14 protein-coding genes are annotated in these 14,495 nt (G+C 56.3%); 4 read left to right on the forward strand and 10 right to left on the reverse strand.

Going from position 1 to position 14,495, the window contains the following annotated elements; all coding sequences use genetic code 11:
• Window positions 1-22: 22 nt before the first annotated feature.
• The 4 genes from ACR0LF_RS17050 to ACR0LF_RS17065 all read right to left on the reverse strand — a co-directional run bounded on the left by ACR0LF_RS17050 (window position 23) and on the right by ACR0LF_RS17065 (window position 3,880).
• On the reverse strand, window positions 23-262 hold the full coding sequence (locus tag ACR0LF_RS17050) for a hypothetical protein (RefSeq protein WP_480576981.1): 240 nt from the start codon (window positions 260-262) through the stop codon (window positions 23-25).
• Between the two features lie 2 nt (window positions 263-264).
• Window positions 265-1,716, reverse strand: a complete 1,452-nt coding sequence (locus ACR0LF_RS17055) for an aldehyde dehydrogenase family protein (RefSeq protein WP_480576978.1) — start codon at window positions 1,714-1,716, stop codon at window positions 265-267.
• Window positions 1,713-2,870, reverse strand: a complete 1,158-nt coding sequence (locus tag ACR0LF_RS17060; RefSeq protein ID WP_480576975.1) for an aromatic ring-hydroxylating oxygenase subunit alpha — start codon at window positions 2,868-2,870, stop codon at window positions 1,713-1,715. The genes ACR0LF_RS17055 and ACR0LF_RS17060 overlap by 4 nt, the downstream gene beginning before the upstream one ends.
• A gap of 104 nt (window positions 2,871-2,974) precedes the next feature.
• Window positions 2,975-3,880, reverse strand: a complete 906-nt coding sequence (locus tag ACR0LF_RS17065; protein ID WP_480576972.1) for a LysR substrate-binding domain-containing protein — start codon at window positions 3,878-3,880, stop codon at window positions 2,975-2,977.
• 140 nt (window positions 3,881-4,020) lie between these two features.
• Here ACR0LF_RS17065 and ACR0LF_RS17070 point away from each other — a divergent pair, with 140 nt between their 5' ends.
• Both ACR0LF_RS17070 and ACR0LF_RS17075 read left to right on the forward strand, forming a co-directional pair.
• Window positions 4,021-4,965, forward strand: a complete 945-nt coding sequence (locus ACR0LF_RS17070; RefSeq protein WP_480576970.1) for a PDR/VanB family oxidoreductase — start codon at window positions 4,021-4,023, stop codon at window positions 4,963-4,965.
• Window positions 4,966-5,395: 430 nt separating this feature from the next.
• Window positions 5,396-7,222: a BCCT family transporter gene (locus tag ACR0LF_RS17075; protein ID WP_480576967.1), complete on the forward strand. Its 1,827-nt coding sequence runs from the start codon at window positions 5,396-5,398 to the stop codon at window positions 7,220-7,222.
• A 120-nt stretch (window positions 7,223-7,342) separates the two neighbouring features.
• On the opposite strand, the gene pqqE is transcribed toward ACR0LF_RS17075, so the two are convergent.
• Genes pqqE through pqqA form a run of 5 tightly spaced genes read right to left on the reverse strand, consistent with a single transcriptional unit; the run spans window position 7,343 to window position 10,449 of the window.
• On the reverse strand, window positions 7,343-8,422 hold the full coding sequence (gene pqqE / locus ACR0LF_RS17080; RefSeq protein WP_480576965.1) for a pyrroloquinoline quinone biosynthesis protein PqqE: 1,080 nt from the start codon (window positions 8,420-8,422) through the stop codon (window positions 7,343-7,345).
• On the reverse strand, window positions 8,419-8,706 hold the full coding sequence (gene pqqD, locus ACR0LF_RS17085; protein ID WP_480576962.1) for a pyrroloquinoline quinone biosynthesis peptide chaperone PqqD: 288 nt from the start codon (window positions 8,704-8,706) through the stop codon (window positions 8,419-8,421). Before pqqD ends, pqqE begins: the two co-directional genes overlap by 4 nt.
• Window positions 8,703-9,431: a pyrroloquinoline-quinone synthase PqqC gene (pqqC, locus tag ACR0LF_RS17090; protein ID WP_480576959.1), complete on the reverse strand. Its 729-nt coding sequence runs from the start codon at window positions 9,429-9,431 to the stop codon at window positions 8,703-8,705. Before pqqC ends, pqqD begins: the two co-directional genes overlap by 4 nt.
• Window positions 9,428-10,315, reverse strand: coding sequence for a pyrroloquinoline quinone biosynthesis protein PqqB (gene pqqB, locus ACR0LF_RS17095; RefSeq protein ID WP_480576957.1), 888 nt, complete (start codon window positions 10,313-10,315; stop codon window positions 9,428-9,430). Before pqqB ends, pqqC begins: the two co-directional genes overlap by 4 nt.
• Window positions 10,316-10,341: 26 nt before the next feature.
• Window positions 10,342-10,449, reverse strand: coding sequence for a pyrroloquinoline quinone precursor peptide PqqA (gene pqqA, locus ACR0LF_RS17100; protein ID WP_480576954.1), 108 nt, complete (start codon window positions 10,447-10,449; stop codon window positions 10,342-10,344).
• Between the two features lie 222 nt (window positions 10,450-10,671).
• On the opposite strand from pqqA, the gene ACR0LF_RS17105 reads away from it, so the two are divergent.
• Window positions 10,672-12,711 carry a 4Fe-4S binding protein gene (locus ACR0LF_RS17105; RefSeq protein WP_480856437.1) on the forward strand — a complete coding sequence of 680 codons (2,040 nt, stop codon included), beginning with the start codon at window positions 10,672-10,674 and terminating at the stop codon, window positions 12,709-12,711.
• Window positions 12,708-13,595 carry an FAD:protein FMN transferase gene (locus ACR0LF_RS17110; RefSeq protein ID WP_480856438.1) on the forward strand — a complete coding sequence of 296 codons (888 nt, stop codon included), beginning with the start codon at window positions 12,708-12,710 and terminating at the stop codon, window positions 13,593-13,595. Before ACR0LF_RS17105 ends, ACR0LF_RS17110 begins: the two co-directional genes overlap by 4 nt.
• 47 nt (window positions 13,596-13,642) lie before the next feature.
• Here the strand turns inward: ACR0LF_RS17110 and ACR0LF_RS17115 are convergent, their stop codons facing one another.
• A complete protein-coding gene (locus ACR0LF_RS17115) occupies window positions 13,643-14,434 on the reverse strand; it encodes an FAD binding domain-containing protein (protein ID WP_480576945.1) in 792 nt (263 codons plus the stop codon).
• Between the last annotated feature and the right edge of the window lie 61 nt (window positions 14,435-14,495).

A 14,495-nucleotide genomic window follows, 5' to 3' on the forward strand; every position in this document is an offset into this window, starting at 1 on the left:
TAACCCAGTTACACTGGTTTTGTCAGAACACCAAACGATGCGCGCGGCCCCGTTGATAGAGTTTGAGGTTCAGCTCATCCGCTTCCGGTGCACCGTTTTCCAGCGCAAAAACAAACGCATGTGTGAGATAGAAACAGGCCGCTTCGTGATCCTGACGTTGCTCGGCCTGGTTTGCCGCCTCATGGTACAGTCGGATCAGCGCAGGTACATCGTTATCCGCATGGGCCTGCAGCAGTTGCTTATCGAGTTCTTGCAGATCCACCGTCACCCTTTCAACGAAATCGCGATGTTTTTGGTCCGTACGTAGTTATACAACGCTTCCAGTCCTTTTTCGCGCCCGAAACCGGATTTTCCGACACCACCGAAGGGGGTGGAGACACCACCAGCGAACCATTCATTGACAAAGACCTGACCGGCCCGCAGCTTGCGTGCGACCCGGTGCGCCCGCGCCAGATCGCGCGTGAAGATACCCGCAACCAGACCAAACTCGGTGCCGTTGGCCATGGCGATGGCTTCGGCCTCGGTTTCAAAAGGGGTAAAGCAGGTGACGGGGCCAAAGACCTCTTCCTGCGCCACACGGCATGAGGGGTCTACATCCGCCAGAATAGTCGGCGCCATGAAATACCCTTTGCGATCAAGACGTGCGCCACCCGCCGCAACGCGCGCGCCGTCCTGACGGGCAGTCGAGGTGATCTCCTCGACGCGCTGCAATTGCTGGCCGGAGATGACGGGCGTGTGTTCGGGATCATCGAGTCCATGCCCAATGCGCAGCCCATTTGCCAAGGTCGCCGCACGTTCAACCGCCTGATCGTAGATCGAGCGATGCACCAGCACTCGCGCCATGGCCGAACAGACTTGTCCGGCATTGTAGAAGATACCGCTTTGCAGGCTGGACATCAGGGTATCCAGATCGGCATCTTCAAAGGCCACTGCTGCCGACTTGCCTCCCAGCTCCATCAGTGACGGGATCACATTGTCGGCCGCTGACCGCAGGATGTGCTGACCGGTGGGCACCGAGCCGGTGAACACGATGTGATCGACCTGCGAGCTTGCCACCAGTTTTGCGCCCAGATCGGAACCGATACCATTAAGGATCGAAACCGCCCCTGCTGGCACCTCGGCGCGCTTGAGCGCCACGCCCAGCATAGCCAGCGCGATCGGATCCAGTTCAGGCGATTTGATGATGGTCGAATTACCAGCTGCCATGGACGGTGCCAGAGAACGGCCCGCAATGGAAACGGGGAAATTCCACGGAACGATCTGCGCCGAAACACCATAGGGTTCGAACATGGTATAATCCACGTAATCGGGACCCAGAGGGATCGACTTGCCTTCGATCTTGTCGGCGACACCACCGTAATATTCGAAGTACTGCGCTGCCTCGGTGAACTCGTCACGTGCGGCCTCAAGCGTTTTGCCGCTTTCGCGGCAGAGCAGGACCGCGCCATCATCTGCAATATTGCGGATTTCCTGAGCGATGCGGATCATCAGACGGCCACGCTCTGCCGGTTTCATATCCGCCAGATCACCTCGTTCAAACGACGAACGCGCGGCATCCAATGCCTTGGCCAGGCTATCTTCACCCGCCTGAGCGCAATCCCCAACATGGTCCTGATTGCCCGGATCCTCGACGGCGATGGCCGCGCCCTGGTCGCCATCAACCCACGATCCGGCCAGGTAGTTCCTGGCCAGACCGTCCTTCAGAAAGTCACTCATGCCTCGGCGCGGGCCTGTTCGATCTGCGTGGCCACCCAATGGTGGAAGCAGTGCGTTGGACCATCCATCGCGGGTGAGAACTTGCCGCCGTCGAACAGGATACCGTGGCGACCCTTTTGCATGCCTTCAACCACGAATATGTCTTCTTCGAACACAGTTTTCCACAGCGCTGCATTCTTGGCGCGCAGCGCTTCGTGCTCGGGCGCGTCTTCGGGTTTTTTGACATAGTAGAGCTCGATCCGCTCGTTGGACCGTTCGTGAGTGATCGGATCGATGATGAAGGCAAAGCCGTGGTCACGCTGAACACCCAGCAAGGTGTTCGGATAGACAACGATGTATTCCGCACCTTCGTTCCACTGTTCGCTCAGGTTCTGGAAGTCATCCAGCTTTTCGCCGTTCTCACCTTCGAACTGGCGATAAACATAGGTGCCCTGACCCGAATACTTGCCCAGCTCATTGATGTTGTAGTGGTCTTCCAGACGCGAATAACTGTTCAGGCCCGGGTGAACCCAGGGCAGGTGATAGCTTTCACAGAAGTTCTCGACTGCAAGTTTCCAGTTCGAGTCCAGCTCCAGCAGAAATGACGCGCCTTCACCGCCGTGATACATCGGCTGTTCGAAATCCTTCCAGCGTTCCATCAATTCGCCATGGACTTCTTCGAACTCGGGCGCGGTGCCGTCGATATTGACGAAGACAACGTCGCGCCAAACATACGAGCGGATGCGGATCAGACCCAGTTCCGCGAAATCCAGATCTTCATGGGTGTTCTGACCGGGGCCACCAACGTGCGGTGCAGTACGCAGCTCACCGTTCAGGCCATAGCACCAGCTGTGATAGGGGCAACGGATCGCGCCACGGATCTTTTGCGGCTTGTCGACCAGAATCATTCCACGATGACGACAGGTGTTCTGGAACACCCCGATCTGCCCGTCACGGTCGCGCACCATCAACAGCGGCATACCAAGGAAATCAACCGGATGCGCATCGCCCGCTTCGGGAATGTCCTTGCCGAACCCAATACCGGACCAGTTCGCAAACAGGACCGCATCCCGTTCTTCGGCGAAGACTGCGGGATCGATATAATGCTCGTTCGGCAGACCCTTGGCAGTGTTTACCGGGGTCAGAACAGACGAAAGCGGTGCATGCTTGTTCATCGGCTACTCCTGAGTAATTTGGAATGTGTTAAACGTTGAGTCCCATTGGCCGGTTGAGCCTGTTTCATTCAATATCAAAAAAAATAATGGCCAATTTAGGCAAACTAAACTGAACCTTCTGACAACTCATCCAGCAACCAATTCTTCAACGCAAGCGCCCCTTCCGTCAATTGGTCGTCCGGTCGCCCGACAAGGTAAAAATTGTTCGGGGCAGGGATGCTAAACTCTTCAAGCGCAACAAGTTTTCCAGAAGTCAGCATGGGTTGAATCAGGCGCTTCCACCCCAATGCAAGACCCGCCCCTTTCCGGGCGACCTGTAACGCCAGCGCATAGCTGTTCACCCGCGACTGTATTGGCACAACACCGGTATAGCCAAGGTCGTGAAACCACGAAGGCCATGTGGTCCAGGTGTTATCCTGCGTATCAAGGTGGATCAGGCGACGCTCAACAAGGTCTTCAAGGCTTGCGCCTTTCAATTCTTCGGCCACTTCAGGACTGCAAACCGGGGTCAGGATATCACGGTACAGTTTGGTGTGGCTCAACTGGGAATTCACGTCCCGGCCATAGCGGATGAAAAAGTCGACATCCGGCCGATCCGTGAACGCCTTGTCCTGCGCCATCTGGTTCACTTTTACGTGCGGATAATCCTGCCAGAACCGAATGACAGACGGAGACAGCCAAAGAGCAGCGACAGCGGTGGTTGATCCAACCGTCACCTGATTCTCGGAATCACCGCTGCGGATCTTGTCCAGAACTTTTGATATCTGCCGAAAGGATGAGCCGAGTGCTTCAAAAAGGTCCTCGCCATCTTCGGTCAGCTCCACACCCCTGTGCTTTCGGACAAACAGCGCTGCGCCCAATTCGCCCTCCAGCGCCTTTATCTGATGGCTGACGGCACCCGGCGTCACCGACAGCTCGCCCGCAGCGTCCTTGAAGCTAAGATGCCGTGCGGCGGCTTCAAAGGCCGATAATGTCGTAAGCGGTGGAAGATTATAATGGCGTCGTGACATGGCTGCTAAGTGGCTAGTGGGTCAGAGGTGAACCCAATTCATCCGAATGTGAGAAATTTTGCAATTGAAATATGAGTTTTTTCCTGTTGTTTGCCGCCAACTGCCCGACAAACGCCGAATGAGAACGAACAGGATATGTGATGGATACACAAGTTGCCCGCCTTGTGCGCAAAACACAGTTGAGCCCGGACACGTCCGATTTTTGCTTTGAAATCGAAAACGGCCGCTTCACAAGCCTCGAACCTGGTGCGCATGCCGATATCCATCTGGCCGACGATGTGGTGCGGCAGTATTCCCTGTGGAGTTGGAGCCAGGACGGCCGCTTGATCAATGTCGCCGTCAAACGTGAAGACGACGGGCGCGGCGGTTCAGTGGCCATGCACGCTTTGCAGGATGGGGCAGCGGTCGAAATCGGTGGACCGCGCAACCATTTCAAACTCGAAAGCCATGATCGGCATGTGACGCTGATTGCAGGCGGTATCGGGGCGACACCGTTGGTTGCAATGGCCCGAGAGTTGCTGAACAGGGGGCAGGATTTCCGGGTCTATTACCTTGTACGCTCCAAAGAGTATGCTGCAATGGACGCGCAATTCCGGGCGCTTGGGCTGGATGAATGGTATCATTTGCACTGCGATGACACGGACGGGCAGTTTGACCTGGCCTCCGTCATGCAGTCGATGCCCATGGGCGCGGATGTCTATACTTGCGGTCCTGAACCAATGCTGAATGCAGTGCTGGAAGCCGGTGCCTCTCTGCGCGGCGGCGCGATCCACTTTGAACGGTTTGCAGCCGCATCAGATATTGAGCATGCCCCTAACGCCGATTTTGAGATCGAAATTCAGTCCACCGGCGCAGTCTATCCGGTTGGCCGGGAAGAGACCATTCTCGAAGTTTTGCAGGCTAATGGCGTGCAGGTGGATTTCGGGTGTTCCGAAGGTCTGTGCGGGTCTTGCATCGTGGATGTCGTGTCCGGTGAGGTCGATCACCGTGACGGCATTCTTACGCCCCAGGAACAGGAAACTCATGAGTTCCTGTGTACCTGCGTATCGCGCGCCAAGTCCGAAAAGCTGGTTCTTAAACTGTGAAGGGAACCGGGTTCATCACCAATCGCTCCGTGGCCTTGTTCTCGCTAACATCTCAAAGGTGTGAATGTGTTGGTCGTTTCACGCAGCAGAAGTGTCGGATTCTCGAGTGAGAAACCTTCACCTGCGATATAGGTTCTTTTTGAATTGAAAGACGTAATCACCTCTTGCGATGATACGATCAAGCGCGACGTCAAACTGACTTGTCACAAGGCTTTGACGGGGCTGCAAGCGGTGAAAAACCGGGAGGAAATCAGTAGTAGGTAACAGCACAATAGTGCGCGTTCCTTCTACAAGCCCATATCTGGGCTGAACACAATTCACTCAAACTTTGGCGCGTCGTGCATGTTGCTTTATGAAGCGGCGTACGATGTGTCCCAACACCCATTTCTGACGAACAGAAAACGGCACACTCAAGGAGGAAATAGCACCCATGTCGATACCCGAACCCTTTACGGACGTTGAAATAGAAACGGCTGATTCCGGTTTCTATGAAAACTACAGCGTCCCGATCGCTCTGATCAGCAAGGCCGTCATGGTCGCGCTGGTTTTGTGGGCGCTTGTTTTCCCTGCAAACGCCACCAGCACGCTGGGCAGCTGGAACGGTAAGCTGCTGGAAAGCTTCAATGGCTTTTACATCATCATCGTTGGGCTGTTTTTCTTCTTTCTGGCCGTCGTCGCCATCCTGCCGAGCACTGGTAAGCGGATCATGGGCACCCCGGGTGAAAAGCCCGAGTTTTCGAACTTCTCATGGTTTTCGATGATGTTCGGTGCTGGTTTGGGTGTGGGCCTGATGGTCTTCGCCACCGCCGAACCGCTGGGCCTTTGGGGATCAAACCCCGAGGTCGTGTCGGGCGCGGTTGCCGGCAATGAGCCCGAAGCGCTGCAATCGGCCTACCGCTACACCTATCTGCATTATGGCTTCCACGCCTGGGCGATTTATGTGGTGACGGGTCTTTCGCTGGCCTATTACGCCTATACCCGCAACATGCCGCTGACCATCCGTTCGGCGCTGACACCGCTGTTCGGCAAGCTGATGAATGGCTTCCTGGGTCACCTGGTTGACGTGCTGGGCGTGGTTGCCACCATCCTGGGCGTCTCGGTCACCATCGGTTATGGCGTCAGCCAGTTCATCGACGGTGTCTACGCAATCACTGGCATGCAGTGGATCATGGACCTGAGCGGCGAAGTGCCAACCCCAAGCAAGGTGGGCCTGATTGCCGGTCTTATCGCGATCATGTGTATGTCGATCATCTCGGCTGTGTCGGGTGTTGGCCGGGGCGTTAAGTACCTGTCGAACCTGAACCTGGTCCTGTCGATCATCCTGCTGGGCACCTTCGTGGTCTTTGGCTCGTTCGTCTTCGCCATGACCACCTATGGCACGGCGATGGTTGACTACATCCTGCACTTCATCTCGCTCAGCTTCGGGTCCTACGGTCCGTTGTCGGCCGAGGCGTTCGCAGCGGCTCTGCCTGCGGAAGCACAGGCGCACGCCGATGCCCTGATGGGCGGCGCGACCAATGCCTGGGGCAGCTTTGACGGCTTCAAGAGCGGTTTGGAAGGCGCAGCCGCCGAGCTGGACGAGGCGACACTGGCTGCCGTTTACGCAGCGGGTGAGCAAGGCCGTCAGTTTGGTTGGCAGTCGGGCTGGACCACCTTCTACTGGGCCTGGTGGATCGCGTTCTCGCCGTTTGTGGGCCTGTTCCTGGCGCGCATCTCGAAAGGTCGCACCGTACGTGAGTTCATCCTGGGCTGCGTGTTCGCACCGGCGCTGGTGTGCTTTGCCTGGATGACCGTTCTGGGCGGCACCGCAATCGATCTGGAACTGGCCGGTGAAGCTGGTGGCGCCATCATCGGCGCATCGAACACCAACAAGCTGTTCGTGACCCTGTCCTACATGATCGACGGTGGCCTGCTGGCCATGCTGAACGTCATGTGCGTGATCCTGATCATGACCTTCCTGGTGACCTCGGCGGACTCGGGTATTCTGGTGATGAACACCATCATGTCCGGTGGCAGCCAGGAAACCGGCATCAAGCACCGCATCATCTGGGGTGTGATCCTGACTGCGGTGATCGGTGCTCTGATCCTTGCTGCGGGTGACAACAACCCGATGGACGCATTGCGTAACGCGATGATCATCGGCGCATTGCCATTCACCATGGTGATGGGTCTGATGTGCGTGTCGCTGGCCAAAGCGCTCTTCCGCGACGGTCAGCGTGACAAACAGGACGCCAGCAGCGCGCAAGCCGCTGAGTAAAGCACAGGCTAAAACAGAGAATTGGTCAGGCCGTCCAGATTGGGCGGCCTGCTCTTTTTTGACTAATTGCCAACCCCGAACAGAGCACTCGAACCGACAGGGGCCAGATTGTCAAAGGGGTTAGAACGAACGGTAGACCAGGTTCTGATCCTCATCCAACAGTGCTTCGTTCAGAACTTTTGCCACCATTTCGTGATTTGGTGACTTTTTGCAGATCGGGTCTGTGACAGCAGCATCGCCCGCAAGGGCCAGCGCCTGGCAGCGGCATCCGCCGAAGTCTATTTCCTTGCGCTCGCAGCTTTGGCAAGGCTCCGGCAACCAGTCGATTCCACGATAAGAATTGAACGCTGAGCTATTCTGCCAAATGTCCAGCAGCGGCTTGCTGCGCACATTTTCGAAGGAAAGATGCGGGATGGTTTGTGCCGCATGACAGGGCAAGACAGTGCCATTCGGCGTCACGTTCAGGCCGGACGACCCCCAGCCTCCCATACAGGCCTTGGGATAATCGGCATAATAGTCCGGTGGTACGAAATCGAATGCCAACACGCCCTGTAATCGCTGCGCGGCCTCCGCAACCGCCTGTTTTACGGCCATTGTTTGTTCACGTGTCGGCAACAGAGCCGCCCGGTTGGACATGGCCCATCCGTGGAACTGTACACAGGCGACCTCAAGCCTGCGCGCACCCAGTTCGACGGCCATTTCAATTGTTCGATCCAGGTCGTCCAGATTTTGCCGATGCATGACCGCGTTCAAGGTCAGTGGTATACCTCGCGCGCTGATCTCTTTCGCAGTATCCATCTTGCGATCGAAGCCACCTCGATACCCTCCGATCCTGTCCGCTAACTCGGCATTGGTGCCTTGCAAAGACAGCTGCACATGATCCAGCCCCACCGCTTCAAGTCGATCCAAACGCTTGGGCGTCAATCCGATGCCTGAGGTAATCAGGTTGGTATAGAGCCCCATCCGCGCGGCGGCTTCTGTCAGATCTTCCAGATCCCGGCGTGACGCAGGCTCGCCACCGGACAAGTGAAGCTGCAACACACCCATTTCAAAAGCCTGACGAAACACATCTTTCCAAGTTTCGGTATCTAGCTCTGTCTCCTTGCGCTCCAGTTCCACCGGATTGCTGCAATATGGGCAGCTGAGCGGGCACCGATGGGTCAGTTCTGCCAACATCGCGATAGGGGGAGGGGCGGTCATTTCTGCACCATCAGGTAGAGTCGACCGCGCAGCGTTTGCAGAAACTGCTGAACGTCCCGCGCAATCATGTGGACAGGGGCGTTGTAGGTATTCGCAAGGTCCGCGACGATCTGATCAAACCGGGCCTTACCATCGATCCGCGACAGAATAGCGATACCGATGTCGTCAAGTTCGATTACCTTTTCAGGTGCCAACAGAACCGTTCGGTCGCGTACCTTATCACGCTGCATACGGACGCCACGCGGCAGATAAGGGCGGTCTTCGTTTCGAAGTTCCAGGGTCATTTCATGCCCTCCCCGGGCTTCCAAGCACCCGGTGGGATACGTCCGGGTTCGACATATGCCCCCCAAAGCGCGTCCAGCTGTGACCACAGGACGTTGGTTTTGAAAGTAAGCGCCGCGCAAGCCATGTCTTCTTTCTCAGGAGTGTTGGCATGATCCAGAACCCAGTTCAGACCAAAAGCCACGTCCTTGGGGGCTTCGGTCAGACGTTTGCGAAAATAGGACAGGCTTTCGGGATTGGCGAAATCGTAATGGGCCAAAAGCCCTTCGATCCGCTGCTCGTGTATTTTTGGGGCAAACAGCTCCGTCAAGGACGATGCGACCGCCTGTAGCAAGGGCTGTTCGCGCACATAATGCACATAAGCATCCACGGCGAACTGTGTGGAGGGCAGAACACCTTGGCCCGAGGCGACATAGTCGGGATCCAGCCCTACGGCCTCGGCCAGTTTCAACCACCGCCTAATGCCTCCGCCCTCATCGACACCGCCATCATGATCTACGATACGCGAACGCCACGCGCGCCGGATATCGGGGTCGAAGCATCGTGACATGAAGGCGGCGTCCTTCATCGGGATGGCCGCCTGATATGCCCAACGGTTAATCACCCAGGCCCGAACCTGATCCGCCGTGCACTGCCCACTGTGCAGCTTGTGATGAAACGGGTGCTTATCGTGATAACGTTCTTCACCGATCTGCCGCAGACGGGCTTCGAGAGTTTCCCGGCTCATATCGTTATCTCCTGCCCATCATAGGCGATGGTCCAGCCGGAAGTTTCCACAAAAGCCCGTTCCGGCCCGTCCGGTTGCAGCATCGGATTAGTGTTGTTGATATGGATAAAGGTCTTTGCCGCGCGAAGGCCTTTCAACTGCGCGATCGAGCCTTCGGGCCCGCTGACCGAGATATGCCCCATACGCTGCCCGGTTTTGATACCGGTTCCTGTCCGGATCATCTCTTCGTCGTCCCAAAGAGTGCCGTCAAAAAACAGTTGATCGGCATCTGATATCTGATCCAGCAAATCCTTGGTCACTTGCGCGCAACCGGGAATGTAATAGGCCACCTTTCCGCTGGTTGTCAGACGAACGCCGACAGTTTGTTCTCCGATCAGATCAGTCTGAACGGTGTCACCTTCCATGAACAAAGGCACTTTTCCGGGCACCGCGAACAACCGGGCTTTTAACCCGTTCTGCAAGGTAAAATCTTGGCCAAGGGCAATATCCTGTCGATCCACCTTCTCGCGATTTACCGCGTCGAATATTCGGTTTGCCGACAGAACATCCTGAATGTCTTTGGTGGCGAACAGTGAGAACGGGGTTTGCTCGCGCAGGCTGAGCAGGCCAGCGATATGGTCGATATCGCCATTGGTCAAAAGGACAGATGCGACAGGTGTGTCACGCAGCGCGCGAGGGTGAAGTTGTGGATTGTCCAGCATTTGCTGCCGGATATCGGGCGAGGCGTTCAGGATACTCCAGCGCTCACCGTCAGGAGAAACCGCCAGTGAAGACTGGCCGGACGGCGGGATAATCCCATTCCGGGCGTCCACGCAGTTACGACAGCTACAGTTCCATTGCGGCAGCCCACCGCCTGCAGAAGCCCCAAGAACCAGAAAATGCACTTTGGGCCTCCGCTGGGTTCAGGTGATCAGAACAGGTCGCGTTCGTTCTCGCGGCCTTCATCCTCGGACGGAGAGTACATGTTGATCTCCATACCGCAGTTCACTTCTTTCAGCTTTGGTGCGCTCCAGGTCATGGTGTCCTCCCAAGAATGACTGATGTTAGCCAGAACCCTACAACCGGAAGCCGTATCAAAAAATGCTGCTTTGGTCGTAGGATCACGGCCAATTGTCGATGTCGTGCGGGTTTGGGTCAACAGTCTTAGGGTCGTAGATGAGGTGGTTAGGACTTTCGTCGAATGTCGTCTTGACTGGGGGAAAGTTAGTCTTTCGACATGCGCGTGTTTCTGAGTTTGCTGATGCTGCTGTTCAACAGCCTGACGGCTTGGGCCGGGCCTTTGCCGCGTGAAAACATCGCTTCCTACATCCGTGCGCCATATTCATTGGGGGAGGTTTTGAACGAAAATGGCGTCTACAGCCTGCTGAACTCCGGCGGGGCGGACGCGGGATACGTCTTTGAATCTGAGCCCTTGGCACCATTGCCCGGCTTTTCTGGCGCTCCGATCAACATGCTAATTGTGCTGGATCTGGAGGGGCGTTTTCTCGACGTGCAATTGATTGAGCACAACGAACCGATATTTGTTTCAGGGTTGGGCGAGGCCCCGTTTCACAATTTTTTTGAGCAGTACGGGGGCCTCTCAATCTCGGATTCCATTGTTGTCGGAACACCTTACGGAGACGCAGCAAGCGGATCATCTCTGGTCTATCTGGACGGGGTTACCAAAGCGACAGCGAGTGTACGGATCGCGCATGAATCTGTCATGGGTGCCGCTTTGGCTGTCGCGCGTGAAAAAATGCAGGGTTTGGCAACCGCGCCGCCCGCATTTCCGAATCCCAATTATGAAGAGGATCTTAGCTGGCAGGACTTGGTTGACCAGGGCATCGCCACGCGGAAGGTCTATTCCAACGCAGAAGTTGATGCTCTGTTCAGTGACACCCTTTGGGAGGATGACGATCCCGAGGCGCAAGATTACCCTGATGAACCTTTCTTGGATCTCTGGGTTGTGGATCTGGGTCCAAAATCCATCGCCCGTGCTGCCCTATCCGAGGACAGCTATCAAGAGCTGCAAGGCTTCATAGAAATATCGGACAATGATGAACCGATCCTTGTGATCGAAACGGCGCGCCATGGTCTGGTCAGCGAAGATTTCGTGCGCAACACCGCGCCGGACTGGATTTCGGCCGAGCAGGGCGGATTGCCGGTCGCTCTGCGGGACGCCGATCTGCTGGTCGAGTTGGCGGATGACATGCCAGATGGCGTCGCCATGATCCTGCGTACCGATCGACGATTGGGCTTCGACCCTTCGCGGGACTGGGTGCTAAAGGTTCTGGCGGTTCGTGAACATGGCATGTTCCAGCCGGAAACAGGTTCGGTCACGCTGGAGGTTCCGCACGTAACTCCGGAACGGTTCTTTGATCGACACGAGCAGATCACACCGGCACCGCCCTGGCTTGAGGCGCTGCGAAATCGTCAATCTGATCTGATTGTTCTGGGTGTGTTTCTGACCGCTCTTTCTGCGGTATTGGCGCTGCGCATGAATGCCTTTGCGGCCCAACCTCTGTTCACCCCTTTGCGTCTTGGCGTTCTTGCCTTTGTTACGGTTTTCGTGGGGTGGTGGGGGCAAGGGCAACTGTCGATCGTGACGGCCTTGGGAGCCTTGCGTACCGCAGTGGACGGCGGCAGTTTTGCTTTCCTGCTCTATGACCCATTCTCATTGCTGATCTGGGCGGTAACGCTTGCCGGGCTTATTGCGTGGGGCAGGGGCTTGTTTTGTGGATGGCTCTGTCCCTTTGGTGCCCTTCAGGAATTTGCTCACCATCTCGGCAATGCCCTTCGCGTCCCTCAAATCGAACCGTCGTCAAAATGGGACAACCGTCTGAAATGGCTGAAATACGTGGTTCTGATGGCCTTGGTTGCCGTGGTTTTTGTAGCGCCTGATCAGGTGGATAAAGCTGCGGAAGTTGAGCCATTCAAAACAGCAATCACGACCTTCTTTGTCCGGGAATGGTACTACGTTGCCTACGCCGTTTTCTGGCTGTTGTTGGGCATGGTTTTATTCAAAGGCTTCTGCCGATACGTTTGCCCTTTGGGTGCGCTGCTTGCCATCGGCGGGTTGGTACGCGGCCGCGACTGGATCGACCGCCGCGCCGAGTGCGGTTCACCCTGTCAGCTGTGCAAGGTCAAATGTAAATACGGTGCCATAAAGCAGACTGGCCAAATCCAGTATGATGAATGTTTCCAGTGCCTCGATTGCGTTGCCATTCACGACGACCGCAACCGCTGCGTCCCTCTGATCGTCGCGGCCCGTCGCCAAACCCGAGAGGTCGCCGCCGAATGATGAACCGCCGCCGCTTTCTGGCCATTTCTGCCGCTGCACTGGCATCACCAACTCAAGCAGAACCAACACGTTGGCGAGGCTATGCCATGGGGGCCGAGGTCAGTCTGACATTGGATGCCCAGCCAGCTGCTGCCGAACCGGCAATCGATCGATTGCGAGCTATTCTGGAAGAATGCGAAGCTTTGTTCAGCTTGTACCGCCCAAACTCCGCCCTATCGGAACTCAACCGCGCCGGACATCTCAAAAACCCCGATCCATCCTTTGTGAATCTTTTGCAAGCGTGCAGCGCGGCTTATGAGCTCACAAACGGCCGCTTTGACCCGACTGTTCAGCCAGTTTGGACCGCTAATTCTATTTATGAGGTTCAACACGCACGCACGCTAATCGGATGGGATCGCGTTAGTCTATCCGACAAGCTTGTACAATTGGGTGATGGTCAAGCGCTTACCCTCAACGGGATCGCGCAAGGTTTCGCTACCGATCTGGTTACTCGTGCATTGCGAAATGCAGGCTGGGAAAAAGTACTGGTTAATATCGGGGAATTTTATGCAGGCGGCAAGCAATGGGTCCTAGGAATTTCTGATCCAGTACATGGGCTGATTGATACAGCGCGATTGAAGAACCGCGCTGTTGCAACATCCAGTCCCGGGGTCATGCGCCTGCGGTCAGGTGGCACTCACATTATCGACCCAGCGGGTAAAGACGCGCCGCAGTGGTCAACAATCAGCGTACAGGCACCAGTGGCAACAATGGCGGACGCACTTTCAACAGCATTCTGTCATGCGTCAGAGGCTGAGATTGCAGCGACCCTCGCTCAAGCTGCCGGCGATTACACCGCGATCTGCGTTCGTCCAAACGGGCAAGTGGTCACTCTACAAGGATAAAAAGCCCCGGTTGACACCGAGGCTTTTCAACGTGTTCCAGGAAACACCTACATGCAGGCTTCAACCGCCCGTTTGGTCATGACCGAGACAAGATGCGCGCGATATTCCTTACTGCCATGCAAATCAGCGATCATATTCGCCGGGTTCACGCGCAGGTCCATAAGAGCATCAGGGCGAAATTCCTTATTCAAGGCCTGTTCGGCTTCTGACCAGCGGAAAACGCCATCCTCGCTCGCGCCAGTTACCGCAACGCGAACGCCGTCCGCGAAGCGTGCCAGATAAACCCCAACCAACGCAAATCGCGACGCAGGCTGCAGGAATTTCTGATAACTCGCCGCCTGCGGCGCCGGGAAACGGATTGACGTGATGATCTCTCCTTCGTCCAACGACGTGGTGAACATACCCTGAAAGAAGTCATCTGCCGCGATCTGGCGTGTATTGGTCACAACAGTTGCCCCGGATCCCAGCACACCCGCCGGATAACATGCGGCAGGGTCATTGTTGGCAACCGAACCGCCAATGGTTCCCCGGTTGCGCACCGCCGGATCGCCAATCTGACCCGCCAGCGCTGCAAGCGCGGGATACGACCCCGCTGCTTCGCGCGCCACCGTAGCGTGCGACGTAGCGCCGCCAATCGAGACAGAACCATCATCTTCGACACACACACCCTTCATCTCGGGAATTCCGCTCATCGACACCAGTTTGGATGGTGCCGCCAATCTCTGCTTCAACGTTGGTATCAGTGTCTGTCCACCCCCCAACGCCTGCGCATCCTCAGCCGCCAAAGCCGCAACAGCATCTGCAATGGTCGAGGGTTTCTCAAATTCGAAACTGTACATTTCGCTTTTCCTTTCCGAAAGGCGCTCCCTGGCCCTTCATCTTTTTGGAAATACTCCGGGG

It is taken from the genome of Ruegeria sp. E8, assembly GCF_056533985.1.

Bases quoted from the DNA above. Each gene is read 5' to 3' on its own strand.
- ACR0LF_RS17055 (WP_480576978.1), bottom strand. From the start codon at position 1,716: ATGAGTGACTTTCTGAAGGACGGTCTGGCCAGGAACTACCTGGCCGGA.
- ACR0LF_RS17060 (WP_480576975.1), bottom strand. From the start codon at position 2,870: ATGAACAAGCATGCACCGCTTTCGTCTGTTCTGACCCCGGTAAACACT.
- ACR0LF_RS17065 (WP_480576972.1), bottom strand. From the start codon at position 3,880: ATGTCACGACGCCATTATAATCTTCCACCGCTTACGACATTATCGGCC.
- ACR0LF_RS17070 (WP_480576970.1), top strand. From the start codon at position 4,021: ATGGATACACAAGTTGCCCGCCTTGTGCGCAAAACACAGTTGAGCCCG.
- ACR0LF_RS17075 (WP_480576967.1), top strand. From the start codon at position 5,396: ATGTCGATACCCGAACCCTTTACGGACGTTGAAATAGAAACGGCTGAT.
- pqqE (WP_480576965.1), bottom strand. From the start codon at position 8,422: ATGACCGCCCCTCCCCCTATCGCGATGTTGGCAGAACTGACCCATCGG.
- pqqD (WP_480576962.1), bottom strand. From the start codon at position 8,706: ATGACCCTGGAACTTCGAAACGAAGACCGCCCTTATCTGCCGCGTGGC.
- pqqC (WP_480576959.1), bottom strand. From the start codon at position 9,431: ATGAGCCGGGAAACTCTCGAAGCCCGTCTGCGGCAGATCGGTGAAGAA.
- pqqA (WP_480576954.1), bottom strand. From the start codon at position 10,449: ATGACCTGGAGCGCACCAAAGCTGAAAGAAGTGAACTGCGGTATGGAG.
- ACR0LF_RS17105 (WP_480856437.1), top strand. From the start codon at position 10,672: ATGCTGCTGTTCAACAGCCTGACGGCTTGGGCCGGGCCTTTGCCGCGT.
- ACR0LF_RS17110 (WP_480856438.1), top strand. From the start codon at position 12,708: ATGATGAACCGCCGCCGCTTTCTGGCCATTTCTGCCGCTGCACTGGCA.
- ACR0LF_RS17115 (WP_480576945.1), bottom strand. From the start codon at position 14,434: ATGTACAGTTTCGAATTTGAGAAACCCTCGACCATTGCAGATGCTGTT.